The sequence below is a fragment of the Pseudomonas sp. ACN5 genome, from assembly GCF_002303975.1.
Lineage (GTDB): Bacteria > Pseudomonadota > Gammaproteobacteria > Pseudomonadales > Pseudomonadaceae > Aquipseudomonas > Aquipseudomonas laurylsulfatiphila.
In genome coordinates, this window is the sequence record NZ_MRCP01000001.1 from 586,039 (window position 1) to 602,429 (window position 16,391).

The following is a 16,391-nucleotide window of genomic DNA, read 5'->3' on the forward strand; positions in this document are numbered from 1 at the left end:
CCTGACACCCCGTGGCGCTCTCTAGTCCATCGCGAGCAAGCTCGCTCCTACAAGATCAGAAGTGAACCTTGACCAGGAAGCTGGTCACGCTCTGATCCGTCTTGAAGCCCTGGCTGTCTTCAATCCCGTACTTGTTTTTCCAGTAGTCATACTCGACACCGACGTACAGCTGCTTGGCACCCAGGTTCAGCGCCTTGCCCAGGTCGTATTTGACCTGCGGATTGAAGTGCAGGTTGGCGTGGTACTCGCCTTTGCTGTTGACATCGTTGTCGACGACCCAGTCCATGAAGCCGTCGATCAGCACGTCCGAGTCACCCACCGGGATGGTGTAGGACCAGACCGGCGAGACCTGCCAGATGTTGTCGCCCGGGCGGTCGCCTTCGGTGTGACGGTTGTAGAAGTTCAACTGGAAGTAGTCGAAGCCCGGGATGGCCAGGTCGAAACCCGGACCGATCAGGTACGACTCGGTGTCGTCTTCACCGAACTCGTAGGTCATGGCCAGCAGGACGTCCTTGATCGGGCCTAACTCGAACTTCTGGTCGAAGATCTTGTTGAACGACAGGCGCGGGCTGAGCTCGCCATAGTGGGTGTTTTCACCCGCGAAGTGGTCTTCCTTGCCGTTGTAGAAGATCTTGTCGATGAAGAAGAAGTTGTCACCGTACTTCCAGCCATCGGCGTGTTCGAAGGTCACCGTCTGCTGGATGCGCGGGTTGACCTGGAAATCCTTGCCATACAGGTAGGTCAGGCTGTTGTTCTGCCACTGCAGCAAATCGCCGGCCATGGCCTGGCCCCCGGCCAGCATCGATCCCGCCAGCATCAGGCTAGTGCACGTACGTTTCATTCGGTTGCTCCCAAAAAGTAGGTGGTTCCACGTTATTTTTTTAAGGTCGACGCTCTGGTGTGGCGCCTTTTTCCGTAGCGGTAAAAAATCATCCAGTCGGTCAGCTTTGTGCTGATAGCAAGAGCTGAGCCAAGGCTTTCAAAAAGCAAAAAAACTCCCGCTCGACGGCTCAAAAGCGGTCGATTGAGAGGGGGGGTGGAGTGCCTTGGTGCCTGCCAGCGCCGGGATAAGTTGGCCTGCTGGTCAGGTTTTACATCCGGGCTTTTTTTTAAACCGGATTCGGGCGGCCGCGGAGAATACTGACTCCTCGGCCAGGTCTCAAGTGCTCCGCAACGGCGCACCGACGACAGGTTTGGCGCACGGTTGCGGGGCAGCATCAGAAATGCACCTTCACCAGCAGGCTGGTGGTGTTTTCATTGGTGTCGAATTTGCCGCTGTTTTCGATGCCGTATTTGTCTTTCCAGTAGCTGTATTCAGCGCCGACGTACACCTGTTTCTCCCGCCAGCCCAGGGCCTTGCCCAGGTCGTACTTGATCTGCGGGTTGAAGTGCAGGTTGGCGTGATAGGTGCCATGGGCGTTCTGGTCGTTATCCACGACCCAGTCCATGTAGCCGTCGATCAACAGGTTCGAGTTGCCCAATGGCAGGGTGAAGGACCAGGCCGGCGAGATCTGCCAGACATCGTCGCCGGGACGCGAGCCTTCGGTCTGGCGGTAATAGAAGTTCAAGGTGAAAAAATTGAAGCCCGGTACCGCGAGGTCGAATCCGGGGCCGATCAGGTAGGCCTCGGTGTCGTCTTCGCCGTTCTCGTAGGTCATGGCCAGCAGCACGTCCTTGATCGGGCCGAATTCGAAGCGACGGTCGAGGATCTTGCCCAGGGAGAGGCGCGGGCTGAACTCGCCGTAGTAGGCGTGGACGCCTTTGTTCCGGTCTTTCTCGCCGTTGTAGTAGGTGCTGTCGATGAACATGAAGTTGTCGCCGTACTTCCAGCGGTCGGCGTGCTCGAAGGTTATCGTCTGCTGGATTGATGGGTTGACCACGAAATCCTTGCCGTACAGATAGCTCAGGCTGTTGGTCTGCCACAGCAGTAAATCGCCGGCCATGGCCTGACTCGCAGCCAGCAGGCCAGCACCCAACAGCAGGTTGGTTTGTGTCCGAATCATCTGTTGCTCCCTCTTGTTTTTATTTTTGAGGCGCAGGCAGCCCTTGCCCCTGTAGGAGCGAGCTTGCTCGCGATGGTCGCTAACGATTACGCGTGTTAGCTGGATAAACGCGGTGTTCTTGCGTTCATCGCGAGCAAGCTCGCTCCTACAGGGGGGCAGTGCCTATTCAGTCAATGTTGGTGAGCGTGGCAGTCGTTGATGGCCGCGCGTTCGGCACCGCCAAGGATGTTGAACAGCAGGTTCAGCGTCAGCGCGCTGAGGGTGGCCATGGCGATGCCGCTGTGGGTGATCGGACTCATCCACACGGGCAGGTGGGCGAAAAACTCCGGGCGCACCACCGGGATCAGGCCCATGCCGATGCTCACCGCCACCAGCAATTGGTTGCGACGATCACCGATATCGGCTTCCTGGAGAATCTTGATCCCGGTGGCGGCGACCATGCCGAACATCGCAATCGCTGCGCCGCCCAGGACGGCCGGCGGGATCGAGGCCACCAGGAACGCGGCCTTGGGGAGCAGGCTCAGGACGATCAGCAAACCGCCGGCGACGATGGTCACGGAGCGGCAGCGCACACCGGTCATCTGCACCAGGCCGATGTTCTGGGCAAAGGAGGAGTGGGTGAAGGTGTTGAAGAACCCGGCGAAGAACGAGGCGCCGGCATCGCACAGCAAACCGCGACGCAGCATCCGTGGGCTGACTTCCTGGCCGGTGATCTTGCCCAGCGCAAGAAACATCCCGGTGGACTCGACGAAAATGATCACCACCACCAGGCACATCGACAGGATCGGTGCGAGTTCGAATTTCGGCATGCCGAAGTGCAGTGGGGTGACGAATTGCAGCCATGGCGCCTGCGCCATGCCGCTGAGGTCGACCATGCCGAGCAGGCCGCAGAGCACATAGCCCAGGCACATGCCGATCAGCACGGAAATATTGACCCAGAAGCCGCGCATGAAACGGTGCACCAACAGGATGGTGCCCAGCACCAGGGCGGCGATGGCCAGGTAGATCGGCGAGCCGAATTGAGCGGCGCTGGCACCGCCGCCAGCCCAGTTCACGGCCACGGGGAACAGCGACAAACCGATCGAGGTGATGACCGTGCCGGTCACCAGAGGAGGGAAGAAGCGCACGACTTTGGACATGAATGGCGCGATGAGCATGCCGAAGAAACCGGCGGCGATGGTCGCGCCGAAGATCCCCTGCAGGCCGATACCAGGCATGCCGGCCATGGCGACCATGCTGCCGACGGCGGCGAAACTGGCCCCCATCATCACCGGCATGCGAATGCCCATGGGGCCGATGCCGAGGGACTGGACGATGGTGGCAATACCGGCCACCAGCAGGTCGGCATTGATCAGAAAGGCGATTTCTTCACGACTCAGGCCAGCGGCCTGTCCGATGATCAGCGGCACCGCGATGGCGCCACCGTACATCAGCAGAACATGTTGCAAACCGACCAGGATCAGTTGCAAGAGGGGCAAACGCTGAATGGCGGGTGCGTCGGGGATGCGCGCTGCGGATAGCTCGGACATGCAACACCTCGGATCTTTTTTATTCTTGTGATTTTGTGTGTCAGGCAAACCTGTGGGAGCGGGCTTGCTCGCGAAGAGGCCATAACATTCAACATCGTTGTTGACTGACCCGACGCTTTCGCGAGCAAGCCCGCTCCCACAGGGATTGATGGTGTCCATGTGGGAGCGAGCCTGCTCGCGAAGCGTTCAGCGATTAATTGGTCTGGGCTCCCTGCACAATCCAGGCACCGATCAGGTCGCGTTCCTGCTGGGTCATCTGGGTGATGTTGCCCAGTGGCATGATCTGGCTGGTGACGGCTTGCGCCTGGATCCGCGGTGCGTTCTGGCGGATTTGCTCGGGAGTGTCCAGCATCACACCTGCCGGTGCTGCACTGAACAGCGGACTGGTGGGCTTGGCCGAGTGGCAGACCGTGCAACGTTCCTGAATCACGCTGTGCACTTTGTCAAAGCCAGGGCCGGCGTTGGACGCTTGCGCCGGAGCGGCGGCTGGCGTTTCTGCAGGTTTGGCTTCGGCGGGTTTCAAACCACCGCCCACTGCGGTTTCCGGTAGCGGCTGGTATTCGATTTTCGCTGGAGCGTTGGCCACTTCAGGGGCGCTGGACATCGGCTTCGGACCGGACACATAGGCCAGGCAGATCATGCCCACCGCTGCCACCGGCAGGGTCCAGGCAAACTTGTGGCTGTCATGACGGGTGTTGAAGTAGTGACGCACCAACACCGCCAGTACCGCGATCCCGGCCAGGATCAACCAGTTGTACTGGCTGCCGTAGGTGCTCGGGAAGTGGTTGCTGATCATGATGAACAGCACCGGCAAGGTGAAGTAGTTGTTGTGACGCGAACGCAGCAGGCCTTTGGCCGGCAGGGCCGGATCCGGCGTGCGGTTCTCGGCGATCGCCGCCACCAGTGCGCGCTGTGCCGGCATGATGATGCGGAACACGTTGCCGACCATGATGGTGCCGATGATCGCGCCGACGTGCAGGTACGCACCGCGACCGCTGAACACCTTGCTGAAGCCATAGGCCGCGCCGATGATCAGCACGAACAGGATGAAGCCGAGCAGGGCAGGGCGTTTGCCCAGGGCCGAGTCGCACAGGAAGGAGTAGATGAACCAGCCGATGAACAGCGAGCCGAGACCGATGGCCACGCCTTCAGGACCGCTCAGGGTGCTGCCCGGAGCCAGCAGGTAGAGCGTCGGGTTGGAGTAGAACACCACGCACAGCAGCGCGATCCCCGACATCCAGGTGAAGTAGGCTTCCCATTTGAACCAGTGCAGGTTGTCCGGCATGGTCGGTGGAGCCAGTTTGTATTTTTCCAGGTGGTAGATACCGCCGCCGTGGATCGCCCACAAATCGCCGGCCAGGCCGGTTCTCGGGTTGACCCGGTTGAGGTTGTTTTCCAGCCAGACGAAATAGAACGACGCACCGATCCAGGCCACGCCAGTAATCATGTGAACCCAGCGCACGCTCAGGTTCAGCCATTCCAACAGATGTGCTTCCACAGTCTTTACCTCTCGCCTGTCACTCTGTTGTCGAGTGATCAGACCTTCTCTTATTGGTGGGGGGCGAGGATCAAACGCTCATCCTCTTTGAAAAAATGCTCATCGCAGTTATTGCCTGTGCCACTGCGATCAACCACCAGGAAGTCATCCCGCTTTTCGATCGTCAGCACCGGGTGGTGCCAGACGCCGCGATGGTAATTAATGCCCTGCCTGCCGTTGGTGACGAAGGCGCGGACCAAGCCTGATACAGGTTCATCGCCAAGTGGCGCGACCACGATCAGAAAGGGGTTGCCGAGCAGCGGAATGAAAGCCTGGCTGCCCAGCGGATGACGCTCCAGCATGCTGACGGTCAGCGGCATGTCCTGCGCGTCGGCGCGGAAAATGCTGATGATCGCGTTGTCCTCTGGCGTGGCGGTTTCCACCGTCGCCAGTTTATGGAAGCGCATGGTCGAACCGTTGTTGATCATGAAGTGATCGCTGCCGTCGGTTTCGATCACGTCACCGAAAGGGGCGAAGGCTTCTTTGGTCAGCGGTTCAATCGTCAGTGTGCGCATGCTGTTCTTCTTAATCTGTTTAGGTATTGATGGTTCTTTGTAGGAGCGAGCTTGCTCGCGAAAAACGTCAAGACACCGCATTCATTCAGATTGGGCGCGTTTTCGTTGACGACCATCGCGAGCAAGCTCGCTCCTACAGGCTCAGCATTACTTCGCGACCTTGCCTAAAACGCGCAGGCGGCTCACACCACCGTCCGGGAACACGTTCAGGCGGATGTGGGTGATCGGGCCCAGTGCCTTGATCTGCTCGGCGAAGGTGTGTTCGGCGTGCATTTCCAGCTTCTGGCTTGGCAGCAGTTCGCGCCAGAACAGCGATTGGGTTTCGATCTGGCTGTCGGTGCCGCCCTTCACGAAGGCGCCCTGGATCGAGCAGCTGTCTGGGTAGTTGCCCTTGAAGTGCAGGGTGTCGACGATGACTTTCTCGACTTCACCGGCATGACCCAGCGCGACGATGACCCAGTCATTGCCCGGGGTACGGCGACGCGCGGTTTCCCAGCCGTCGCCCATGTTGATGCCGCGGCCCGGGTTGAGGATGTTGCTCATGCGGCCGAAGTGTTCATCGGAGCAGGCGAGGGCGCGGCCACCGTTGAGGGCCGCGGCCAGGTCGACTTGCTCGTTGTCGCCGATGGCCGACCAGTCGCGGAACGGCACGCCGTACACACGCAGACGGGCCACGCCGCCATCCGGGTAGATGTTGAAGCGCAGGTGGCTGAAGGCCTGGTCGTTGCTGATTTCGTGGTAGTGATGGCTGTTGCCTTGCAGCTCCACGGCAGACAGCACTTCAGTCCACTGGGTGTTTTCATCAGGCTCGCCCGACGCCAGGAAGCAGGCTTCCAGGGACGCCGATGGCGGGAAGTTGCCGGTGAAGAATGAAGTGTCGATGTCGACGCCCTTGATCGAACCCGGTACGCCCAGGCGGATCACGGCGCTGTCGAAGCCTTCGAAGCGCTTGCGGCGCGATTCCCAGCCGTCCATCCACTTGCCGTTGTCATCGAACACGCCCTCCTTCCATACGGCCGGGGTCGGTTGGAACAGACGGTTGGCGTCTGCGAACCAGTCATCGGTGACCGAGATGATTTTGGTGCCCAGGCGGGCGTCGGCCAGGTTGACGAACTTCTCGAAAGGTACGGCGTAAGCTTTCATTCTTCTTGTCTGCCTTTAAATAAGTGGCTTGGGATGCTTGCGAGGCCCTGTGCGGATTCGGCGTTCTTGAATTCGCGAGGGCCAGGCTTGCTATAGGGTCAGTAATCGGAACAGGGCGATCTTGTTGATCTGCGCCAGCGCGCACTTGAACTCGGTGTCGACCGGGTTGTGGATGCGCGTTTCGAACGCTGCGAGGATCTGATGCCGGTTGCTGCCTTTTACCGCCATGATGAAGGGAAACTTGAACTTGGCTTTGTAGGCGTCGTTCAGCTCGGTGAAGCGCTGGAACTCTTCGGCCGTGCATTGGTGAATACCGGCGCCAGCCTGTTCATGGGTGCTGGCTTCGGTCAACTGGCCCTGGACGGCGGCTTTGCCGGCCAGGTCCGGGTGAGCGTTGATCAGAGCCAACTGGCTGGCGTGATCGGCGCTCAACAGGATGTCGCTCATGCGCTGGTGCAGGGTTTCGATCTCGTCGATCGAAGCGTCCTGGCCCAGGTCGAAGGCCTTTTCGGCCACCCATGGCGAATGTTCGTAGATGTCGGCGAAGGCTTTGACGAAGGCGTCGCGGCTCAATGTCGAGGGTTTCAATGTTTGAAAGGCGCTCATTTCGCGGCCCCTTGGTACGGGTGGGTTTGCTGCCAGTGGCGCGCGATGTCGACGCGACGGCTGAACCACACCTGTTCATGACTTTTAGCGTATTCGATAAAGCGCTTGAGCGAAGCCAGACGCGCCGGACGGCCGATCAGGCGGCAGTGCAGGCCGATCGACAGCATCTTCGGTGCTTCGGCGCCTTCGGCGTAAAGCACGTCGAACGCATCCTTGAGGTATTCGAAGAAGTCGTCGCCCTTGTTGAAACCCTGGACCTGGGTGAAGCGCATGTCGTTGGTGTCCAGGGTGTACGGGATCACCAGGTGCGGCTTGCCGGTCGGGTTGTTCGGTTCCCAGTAGGGCAGGTCGTCGTCGTAGGTGTCGCAGTCGTAGAGGAAACCGCCTTCCTCCATTACCAGGCGACGGGTGTTCGGGCCGGTGCGGCCGGTGTACCAGCCCAGCGGGCGTTCGCCGGTGATTTCGGTGAGGATGCGGATTGCTTCGAGCATGTGCTCGCGTTCCTGGTTTTCGTCCATGTACTGGTAGTCGATCCAGCGGTAGCCGTGGCTGCAGATCTCGTGGCCGGCATCGACCATGGCGCGGATCACGTCCGGGTGACGCTGGGCGGCCATGGCCACGGCGAAAATGGTCAGCGGAATGTCGAATTCCTTGAACAGCTTCAGGATCCGCCACACGCCGGCACGGCTGCCATACTCGTAAAGCGATTCCATGCTCATGTTGCGCGCGCCTTGCAGCGGCTGGGCAGACACCATTTCCGAGAGGAAGGCTTCGGACTCTTTGTCGCCGTGCAGGATGTTGCGCTCGCCGCCTTCTTCGTAATTGAGTACGAACGACAGGGCTATGCGGGCATTGCCCGGCCAGTGTGGATGAGGAGGGTTACTGCCGTAACCGACCAGGTCGCGTGGGTAGTCAGCGCTCACTGCAGGCTTCCTTCTTGTTCGATGATGACGGTTGGTGTGACGCAGCTGAAGATTGGTTGGCAGGCTGGCGTCACAGCGATGGGCTGATTGTATACAACTTTATATTCACTTTGTAAGCCTGAATTTTCGCATTTTTAACCGACTGTCATCTTTTACTGCTATTGGCGTGAGCCTGCAAGAAATCTGCCTGACTGGTCAGTAATTTGATGAAGGGTTCACAGAGTGTGCGGTTCGGCGGGAAATCGACGGTAAATGTGCAGGTGCGGGGTATAACGCGAAAAATGTCGTTTTTATTGTGTACAATTTTTTTGAAAAGTGTCTTAATCAATCGCTCGCCGCAACTTTTCGTGCTCCGAATCGGTGCGGTCTCCTTTTCAACTGACTTCGGGAGGCGCGAAGTCTGACTGCTCCACGCAGGCAGGCGCGCAGAATCAATGGGACGTTTGACTACACACGTTTTGGACGCAGCACACGGTTGCCCGGGCAGCTCGATCAAGGTCGAGTTGTACCGCGTTGAAGGGTCGCACCTGGAATTGGTCGCCAGCGCGATAACCAACAGCGATGGCCGTGTCGATGCACCGCTGCTGCAAGGCGATGACTACCGCACCGGGGTCTATCAGGTTCAGTTTCATGCCGGCGATTACTACCGCGCCCGCGGCGTCAAGCTGCCGGAGCCGGCTTTCCTGGATGTGGTGGTGCTGCGTTTCGGCATCTCTGCCGAGCAGGATCACTACCACGTACCGTTGTTGATTTCGCCTTACAGCTACTCCACCTATCGCGGCAGCTGATCCCCCAAGCAGCAGCTGCACCCTGGAAGCGACTGCGCATATAGCTTCTTTGGTCTTTCGCCCGCTCACACTGCGGGCTTTTTTTCGTCTGTAGGAGCGAGCTTGCTCGCGATGGAGGCCCAGACAACGCGGGCATTCAGATGGCCCGCGTCATCGTTAACGTCCATCGCGAGCAAGCTCGCTCCTACAGCTTTAGCGGCTCAGCAGGGACGCAGCCCCCGCACCACTGAACAACCCCGCACTGATCCGGTTGAACCAGCTCTGCCCCTTGCCGCTGCGCAGATACCGGGCCGCGCCATGGGCGCCGAGGCCGTAGGCGAGCTTGCACAGCAGGTCGAGCAGGGTCCAGGTCACGATCATCACCAGCAGCTGCGGCAGGAACGGCTGTTCGGCACTCAGGAACTGCGGCAGGAAAGCGGCGAAGAACAGGATGTCCTTCGGGTTGCTGGCGCCCAGCATGAACGCACGCCCGAACAGCGCACGAAAGCGTGGCACCGCCGCGGCCTGTGGCACTTCAGCGCCATGGGAAGGCAGGCGCGATTGCTGCCAGCTCTGCCAGGCGAGGTAGAACAGGTAAAGGGCGCCAAGTATCTTCAGGGCACTGAACAGCTGTTCCGACGCCAGCAACAACGCACCCAGGCCCAGCGCCGAAGCACTCAGCAGGCAGATCGATGCGGACACGCCGCCGAGAAAGGCCGGGTAAGAGCGGCGCAGGCCGTAATTCAGACTGTTGCTGATCATCAGCAACGACAGTGGCCCCGGGATCAGGATCACTATCAGCGCAGCGCCGCTGAACAGCAGCCAGGTTTCCAGACTCATCACTTTCCTCCATTTGCACAAAAGCCCCACCCGACGGGGTGAGGCTGTTTTCAAGCGTGTACCGCGTGTGGCTTACAAGAAGATGAACTTGGCGATGAAGATCGCGCAGAGCACCCACAGGCTCACCGAAATTTCCTTGTGCTTGCCGGTACCGGCCTTCATCGCCACGTAGGTGATGAAGCCCAGCGCGATGCCGTCGGCGACCGAGAAGGTCAGTGGCATCATGATTGCGGTAACGATCGCCGGAATGCTGTCGGTCGCTTCATCCCATTCGATGTGGGCCATGCCGCCCATCATCAGCATCGCTACGTAGATCAGTGCACCCGCGGTTGCATAGGCAGGGATCATCCCGGCCAGCGGCGCGAAGAACATGGCTGCAATAAATAGCACACCTACGGTCACTGCGGTAAGACCAGTCCGACCACCCGCTGCAACACCGGCTGCACTTTCCACGTAGCTGGTGACCGGCGGAACGCCGACTACTGCACCGAATACGCTGGAAGCACTGTCGGCTTTCATGGCGCGGGAGAGGTTTTCGATCTTGCCGTCAGCGCCTACCAGGTTGGCGCGTTGGGCAACACCCATCAGGGTGCCGGCGGTGTCGAACATGTGCACGAAGAGGAAGGCCAGGACCACGCTGACCATGCTGATGTTGAACACGCCGGCGATGTTCATGGCCATCCAGGTCGGAGCCAGGCTCGGCGGGGCGGACATGATGCCCTCGTAGTGCACCAGCCCAAGGCCCCAACCGGCGAGGGTCACGGTGATGATGCTGATGAGGATCGCACCGAACACCTTGTGATAGCTGAGGATGGCGATCATCAGGAAGCACACGGCGGCGAGCAGTGGGCCGGGTTCGCGCAGGGAGCCGAGCTTGATCAGCGTGGCCGGGCTATCGACGACGATACCCGCGGTTTTCAGGCCGATCAGCCCCAGGAACAGACCCACGCCGGCGCCCATGGCGAAGCGCAGGCTGACCGGGATGCTGTTGAGCAGCCATTCGCGGATACGCGAGAAGGTCAGGATCATGAACAACACACCGGACACGAACACCGCGCCGAGGGCGGTTTCCCAGTTGTAGCCCATGGTGCCGACTACGGTGTAAGTGAAGAAGGCGTTGAGCCCCATGCCTGGCGCCAGGCCGACCGGCCAGTTGGCGTACAGGCCCATCAACAGGCAACCGAGTGCGGCAGCGATACAGGTGGCGACGAATGCCGCACCATGATCGATCCCGGCGTCGGCCATGATGTTGGGGTTGACGAAAATGATGTAAGCCATGGTGATGAAGGTTGTTAGACCGGCAATCAGCTCGGTCTTCACCGTGGTGCCATGCAAGCTGAGTTTGAACAGACGCTCCAGCAAGCCATTGCGTAATGGCGGCGAGAGATCCAGCGTCGATGCTTCGGATTTGCGGCTTTCCACAGCGAATACTCCTCAAGAGTTTTATTTTTATTTCCAGGGCCGGACCCATGAGGGTGGCAGCGGCCCTTTGAGGCATTTGCGAATTTGTTGACCGCTTGGTCAGGAACTCGCACGAAGTGGATTATGCTTTTGTATACAAAGAATGCAAATAATGTTTTTGATTTTGTCGACGAAAAGTTTGGCTTTAGGGATATATCGCCTGTTCCGGCCCCTTCGCGGGCAAGCCCGCTCCCACAGGAAACCCGGTCAGGCACAAGATTTGTGGACACCATCCATCACTGTGGGAGCGGGCTTGCCCGCGAAGAGGCCGGAACAGCCAGCATAAAAATCAGCAGGCAGACTGATTCAGTCGGTAAGCGCCTGACTTTTCCCCAACGCCAGATTCACCGCCAGCCACCCATTCACCGCCGTCTCCCCAGCCTCGGCAAATACCCGCTCCAGCAATTTCACCTGCTCACGCCTCAATGCCTGCTCAAACCGCACACCTTCAGCAGTCAACTCCAGCAACCGCTTACGCTTGTCCGACTCGGACGCGACGCTGTCGACCAGATGCATCTCCAGCAATTGCCGCAACGGCATGTTCAGCGCCTGCTTGCTCACGCCAAGCAAGGCCAGCAATTCCTTGACGCTCAGGTTCGGATAGCGGGCGATGAAAAACACGATGCGTTGATGCACCCGGCTCAGGCCGCGGCGTTCGAGCATTTCATCGGCCTTGGCGGTGAAAGCCTGGTAGCCGAAGAAAAACGCTTCCATGGCTTGCTGTTGGGAAAGCGGGTTTTTAAGGTCAAGCATGTTGACGTATCCATTCGAAGAAGCGTAATTTCGGTCAACAAGTTTGACTCATTTTCCTCATGCCTCGCTACCGGTGATCCCCATGGCTTTTTCCGAACGTGTCTCACGCCTTAAAAGTTCTTTGATCCGTGAAATCCTTGCCGCGGCCCAGCGCCCGCAAGTGATGTCGTTCGCCGGAGGTCTGCCGGCTGAAGCCATGTTGCCGAAGGTCGATTGGGCCGACATGCCGCTTTCCATGGGCCAATACGGCATGAGCGAGGGCGAACCGGCGTTGCGTGAGGCGTTGGCCGCCGAGGCGCGAGCGTTGGGAGTGGCATGTGCGGCAAGTCAGGTGCTGGTGGTCAGTGGTTCACAGCAAACCCTGGATCTGGCCGCCAAGCTCTACATCGACAAGGGCACCGAAATCCTGCTCGAAGCGCCGACTTATCTGGCGGCATTGCAGATTTTCCAGCTGTTCGGCGCCGATTGCCTGACCGTGCCGCTGGAGGCTGACGGGCCGAACCTGGCAGAGCTGCGTGCTCGCCTGGAACACCACCACCCGGCCTTCATCTACCTGATCCCGACCTTCCAGAATCCTTCGGCGGTGCGTTACAGCGAAGCCAAACGCGACGCGGTGGCAGCGCTGCTCGATGAGTTCGGCGTCACCCTGATCGAAGACGAGCCTTATCGCGAACTGACTTTCGATGGTGGTAGCGCCACGCCGATTGCCGGTCGCTTGAAGAAGGCCAGCTGGATCTATACCGGTACGGTGTCGAAAACCCTGTTGCCAGGTTTGCGCGTTGGCTATCTGATCGCCAGCCCGGATCTGTTTCCCCATCTGTTGAAACTCAAGCAGTCGGCGGACCTGCACACCAACCGGGTTGGCCAGTGGCAGGCACTGCAATGGATCGGAACCGAGAAGTATCAGCAGCATCGCAGTGAACTACGGGATTTTTACCGGGAACGCCGGGATGCGCTCCAGCTGGCGCTGCAAACCCACTTCTGTGATCTGGCGGACTGGAACGAGCCACAGGGCGGGCTGTTTTTCTGGTTGAAACTCAAGCAGCCGCTAGACACTCGAACCTTGCTCAATGCGGCGTTGGCCAAGGATGTGGCGTTCATGCCGGGCGAGCCGTTCTTCCCCGATCCGGACAAGCATCACGGGTATTTGCGGTTGAACTTCAGCCACATTGACCCGGCGCGGCTGGAGGAGGGGCTCAAGCGGCTGGCGGCGGTGGTGCGTCAGGCACAGGCGGCGCAAGCGGCCTGAAAACAAATAAACCGGCGCAAGGGCCGGTTTATTTTTGTCTGAAGTGTTGCGGTGTCTGTGCCGGCCTCTTCGCGAGCAAGCCCGCTCCCACAGAGGAACTGTGGCGTGCACAAAACCTGTGGGAGCGGGCTTGCCCGCGAAGAGGCCATCAGCCTCACCGAAAAAACATCAGGCTGCCGCGAAACGCTTGTCCAGATAATCAATGATCACCTTGGACTCATACATCCAGGTGGTCTGGCCATTTTCTTCGATACGCAGGCACGGCACCTTGATCTTGCCGCCTTGCTCGAGCAAGGTCTGGCGATCCTGTTCGTTGTTCTTCGCATCGCGAAGGGCCACCGGCACGTTCAGGCGGCGCAGGGTGCGGCGAGTCTTCACGCAGAACGGGCAGGCGTGGAATTGATACAGGGTCAGGCCCTTGGCGGCCGCTTCGACCTGGGCCTGAGCCGCGGCGGGGCGCTTTTTCTTGCCTGGGCGCGTGATGAAGTCGATGAAGATGATCAGTTGGCCAAGGCCGACACGAAGCGCTTTTACGAACACGTTGAAAGCCTCACGGTGCAAATGAAGAAGGGCGCGCAGCTTACCTGATTTTTCACGGACGAAAAAAAACCGGCGATGAGTGCCGGTTTTCTTCGTGCCGCGAATTACTTGATGAGGCTGAGGAATTCGCTGCGGGTCGCGGCGTTCTCACGGAACTCACCGAGCATCACCGAGGTGATCATCGTCGAATTCTGCTTCTCCACACCGCGCATCATCATGCACATGTGCTTGGCCTCGATCACCACCGCAACGCCCAGGGCGCCGGTGACCTGCTGGACCGCGTCGGCGATCTGGCGGCTGAGGTTTTCCTGGATCTGCAGGCGACGGGCGTACATATCAACGATCCGCGCCACCTTCGACAGGCCCAGGACCTTGCCGCTCGGAATGTAGGCAACGTGCGCCTTGCCGATGAACGGCAGCAGGTGGTGTTCGCACAACGAGTACAACTCGATGTCCTTGACCAGCACCATTTCGCTGTTGTCGGAGCTGAACAGGGCACCATTGGTGACCTCTTCCAGTGTCTGTTCATAGCCGCGGCAGAGGTACTGCATGGCTTTGGCGGCACGTTTTGGCGTGTCGAGCAGGCCTTCGCGGGAAACGTCCTCGCCGAGCTGGCCGAGGATCGCCGTGTAATTCTGTTCCAGGGACATGAAACTACCTGTGGGATTTTACGCAAAGGGCAAGGGTACGGTGACGGACACGACGCTGCAAGCGTGGCGCATCAGCTTTACTCGTCGCGACCTTCCATCATGGTGCGTTTGAGCATCACATAGACCGCCCCGGCACCGCCGTGTTTGGCCTGGCACGAGGTGAAGCCGAGCACCTGCGGATGCTGGCGCAGCCAGGTGTTGACGTGGCTTTTGATCATCGGCCGCTTGCCGTCCAGGCGTACCGCCTTGCCATGGGTGACGCGCACGCAGCGGATTTCGAATCTGGTTGCTTCGGCGAGGAACGCCCAGAGGGTTTCCCGGGCCTTTTCCACGCTCATGCCGTGCAGGTCGAGGCTGCCTTCGAATGGAATCTGACCGATCTTGAGCTTGCGCATCTGGCTTTCCTGCACGCCATCGCGGGCCCACATCAGCTCGTCTTCAGGGCCGACGTCGATGACGAACTGATCGGACAGACCGTCAACGGTGGTGGCATCGGTGCGCACGGTGGCCGCTTGACGCAGTTTGGCAATCTGCGCACGGTCACTCTTGGGTTTGCCGGTTTCGGCGCGATCGTGCTTGATCGGCTTGACGCCTTGGATCGCGCTTTTGAACAGGGAAAAATCGTCGTCTTGCATGTCAGCCTCCGCGAAGGGCGGCCAGTTTACCCAACTCGAAGCGAATCGGGCGCGACAAAAACGCGCGCGGCGCTTGGCTCAGTCGTGTTTTTTCATCAAGTGCGGGGACATGGCCAGTTCCCGCGACTGCCGCGAGCGACGGCGGCAACGGCGCCACAGCCAGACACCGAGGTACAGCACGAACAGGCCAATGGCCAGGATCACGGCAGCACCGGTGCGGCTGGTGTTCAGTTCACCCAGGGCAGGTACGTGGCCGAACAGGCTGGCGGCACCGGCCATGGCGAGCAACACGCCGCACATCGCCAGCAATGCCGCGAACGTCGCGCCGATTCGAAAACGCCAGTTGCGTTGGCCTTTGGGCCGCAAGCGGCGAGCGTCAAAACCATCGGATAACTTCATTCCGACCTTCCTCAATGGGTATCGGCCCTTCGACCGGGAGTTGACCGGGATGTTCCTGAGGCTAAGACAATTACGGCAAATGAGAGGTTTTTGCGGATGAGCGGCGCCCCAGGCCGCTCATTGAGCGTCGATCAGATCAGTTCACAGGTCAGCGCGAGGGTGGCGAAGTTGTCGCCCATGATCGCCATTTCGGTCTGATGAACATGCGCGGCGCTCAGGACACCGCCCTTGTAGGGCAGGTCGCGTGTGGCGCAGGCGTCTTCGATGAGCGTGCAGCGGAAGCCCAGGTTCTTCGCGGCGCGCACCGTGGTGCTGACGCTCGAGTGACTCATGAAGCCGCATACGATCAGGTCGAGGGCGCCGAGGTCCTCCAGGCGTTTGGCCAGTTCGGTACCGTGGAACGCGCTCGGCAGCAATTTGCCGATGATGGTTTCGTCGCTCTGTGGCTCAAGGCCCGGAATGAATTCACCACCGACGCCTTGCGGGTTGAACATGCCACCGAGCGTGCCGAGGTGGCGCACATGCACGATCGGCCGGCCGGCGGCACGGGCCGCGGCGAGTAACTGCTTGATGTTCGCGACGGCCTCATCCATGCCGCTGAGGGCCAGCGGCCCGCTCAAATACTCTTTCTGGGCATCGATGATGATAAGGGTCGCATGACTCAGTTTGGCTGCCGGATAACCGCGACCGCTGAGTTGAAACATCGTTTTTGGAACGGACATTCTGGGGCTCCTTGGAGTGGGGCTTTTGCGCCATTGTCCTCTGGCTGAGCGGTTCTGTGAATCGCTACGATCGTAGGTGCCGTGGTTGCTGGCCTCTAGCCTTGTCAATAGTCACGTTT

19 protein-coding genes are annotated in these 16,391 nt (G+C 59.7%); 2 read left to right on the plus strand and 17 right to left on the minus strand.

The window, feature by feature from the left end:
• Window positions 1–55 precede the first annotated feature (55 nt).
• From BSF40_RS02830 to puuE, 9 genes are all read right to left on the minus strand, one after another.
• Window positions 56–841, minus strand: a complete 786-nt coding sequence (locus BSF40_RS02830; RefSeq protein WP_095964010.1) for an outer membrane protein OmpK — start codon at window positions 839–841, stop codon at window positions 56–58.
• Window positions 842–873: 32 nt separating this feature from the next.
• The gene (locus BSF40_RS31450) at window positions 874–1,218 is read right to left on the minus strand and encodes a hypothetical protein (protein ID WP_141249696.1); all 345 of its coding nucleotides are present in this window, start codon (window positions 1,216–1,218) and stop codon (window positions 874–876) included.
• Window positions 1,218–2,003 (minus strand): outer membrane protein OmpK, encoded by a 786-nt coding sequence (locus tag BSF40_RS02835; protein WP_095964011.1) that lies wholly within the window; start codon window positions 2,001–2,003, stop codon window positions 1,218–1,220. Before BSF40_RS02835 ends, BSF40_RS31450 begins: the two co-directional genes overlap by 1 nt.
• A 170-nt stretch (window positions 2,004–2,173) precedes the next feature.
• Window positions 2,174–3,532 carry a nucleobase:cation symporter-2 family protein gene (locus BSF40_RS02840; RefSeq protein WP_095964012.1) on the minus strand — a complete coding sequence of 453 codons (1,359 nt, stop codon included), beginning with the start codon at window positions 3,530–3,532 and terminating at the stop codon, window positions 2,174–2,176.
• Window positions 3,533–3,725: 193 nt separating this feature from the next.
• Complete coding sequence (locus BSF40_RS02845) at window positions 3,726–5,030, minus strand: urate hydroxylase PuuD (RefSeq protein WP_095964013.1); 1,305 nt, start codon at window positions 5,028–5,030, stop codon at window positions 3,726–3,728.
• 50 nt (window positions 5,031–5,080) lie between these two features.
• Window positions 5,081–5,584, minus strand: coding sequence for an ureidoglycolate lyase (locus BSF40_RS02850; RefSeq protein ID WP_007960046.1), 504 nt, complete (start codon window positions 5,582–5,584; stop codon window positions 5,081–5,083).
• 147 nt (window positions 5,585–5,731) lie between these two features.
• Window positions 5,732–6,727, minus strand: a complete 996-nt coding sequence (alc, locus tag BSF40_RS02855; RefSeq protein WP_007974931.1) for an allantoicase — start codon at window positions 6,725–6,727, stop codon at window positions 5,732–5,734.
• Window positions 6,728–6,817: 90 nt separating this feature from the next.
• Entirely contained in the window at window positions 6,818–7,333 is a 516-nt protein-coding gene (gene uraD / locus BSF40_RS02860; RefSeq protein WP_095964014.1) for a 2-oxo-4-hydroxy-4-carboxy-5-ureidoimidazoline decarboxylase, read from the minus strand.
• Window positions 7,330–8,256 carry an allantoinase PuuE gene (puuE, locus tag BSF40_RS02865; protein ID WP_095964015.1) on the minus strand — a complete coding sequence of 309 codons (927 nt, stop codon included), beginning with the start codon at window positions 8,254–8,256 and terminating at the stop codon, window positions 7,330–7,332. Before puuE ends, uraD begins: the two co-directional genes overlap by 4 nt.
• 434 nt (window positions 8,257–8,690) lie before the next feature.
• Between puuE and uraH the strand changes: the two genes are divergently transcribed.
• Window positions 8,691–9,044, plus strand: coding sequence for a hydroxyisourate hydrolase (gene uraH / locus BSF40_RS02870; RefSeq protein ID WP_007974925.1), 354 nt, complete (start codon window positions 8,691–8,693; stop codon window positions 9,042–9,044).
• A 192-nt stretch (window positions 9,045–9,236) separates the two neighbouring features.
• On the opposite strand, the gene BSF40_RS02875 is transcribed toward uraH, so the two are convergent.
• The 3 genes from BSF40_RS02875 to BSF40_RS02885 all read right to left on the minus strand — a co-directional run bounded on the left by BSF40_RS02875 (window position 9,237) and on the right by BSF40_RS02885 (window position 12,077).
• Window positions 9,237–9,863 carry a LysE family translocator gene (locus tag BSF40_RS02875; RefSeq protein ID WP_095964016.1) on the minus strand — a complete coding sequence of 209 codons (627 nt, stop codon included), beginning with the start codon at window positions 9,861–9,863 and terminating at the stop codon, window positions 9,237–9,239.
• Between the two features lie 72 nt (window positions 9,864–9,935).
• Window positions 9,936–11,285: an NCS2 family permease gene (locus BSF40_RS02880; protein ID WP_095964017.1), complete on the minus strand. Its 1,350-nt coding sequence runs from the start codon at window positions 11,283–11,285 to the stop codon at window positions 9,936–9,938.
• 345 nt (window positions 11,286–11,630) lie between these two features.
• On the minus strand, window positions 11,631–12,077 hold the full coding sequence (locus BSF40_RS02885; RefSeq protein ID WP_095964018.1) for a MarR family winged helix-turn-helix transcriptional regulator: 447 nt from the start codon (window positions 12,075–12,077) through the stop codon (window positions 11,631–11,633).
• An 82-nt stretch (window positions 12,078–12,159) separates the two neighbouring features.
• On the opposite strand from BSF40_RS02885, the gene BSF40_RS02890 reads away from it, so the two are divergent.
• Window positions 12,160–13,326, plus strand: a complete 1,167-nt coding sequence (locus tag BSF40_RS02890) for a PLP-dependent aminotransferase family protein (RefSeq protein ID WP_095964019.1) — start codon at window positions 12,160–12,162, stop codon at window positions 13,324–13,326.
• Between the two features lie 168 nt (window positions 13,327–13,494).
• On the opposite strand, the gene BSF40_RS02895 is transcribed toward BSF40_RS02890, so the two are convergent.
• The 5 genes from BSF40_RS02895 to BSF40_RS02915 form a co-directional block, all read right to left on the minus strand.
• On the minus strand, window positions 13,495–13,866 hold the full coding sequence (locus BSF40_RS02895) for a glutathione S-transferase N-terminal domain-containing protein (protein WP_007988133.1): 372 nt from the start codon (window positions 13,864–13,866) through the stop codon (window positions 13,495–13,497).
• Between the two features lie 104 nt (window positions 13,867–13,970).
• Window positions 13,971–14,516 carry a GTP cyclohydrolase I FolE gene (folE, locus tag BSF40_RS02900; protein ID WP_007988130.1) on the minus strand — a complete coding sequence of 182 codons (546 nt, stop codon included), beginning with the start codon at window positions 14,514–14,516 and terminating at the stop codon, window positions 13,971–13,973.
• A gap of 77 nt (window positions 14,517–14,593) precedes the next feature.
• Entirely contained in the window at window positions 14,594–15,151 is a 558-nt protein-coding gene (locus BSF40_RS02905; RefSeq protein WP_095964020.1) for a Smr/MutS family protein, read from the minus strand.
• Between the two features lie 78 nt (window positions 15,152–15,229).
• A complete protein-coding gene (locus tag BSF40_RS02910; RefSeq protein WP_015096113.1) occupies window positions 15,230–15,550 on the minus strand; it encodes a hypothetical protein in 321 nt (106 codons plus the stop codon).
• Window positions 15,551–15,681: 131 nt separating this feature from the next.
• On the minus strand, window positions 15,682–16,272 hold the full coding sequence (locus BSF40_RS02915; RefSeq protein ID WP_007974909.1) for a cysteine hydrolase family protein: 591 nt from the start codon (window positions 16,270–16,272) through the stop codon (window positions 15,682–15,684).
• Window positions 16,273–16,391 lie beyond the last annotated feature (119 nt).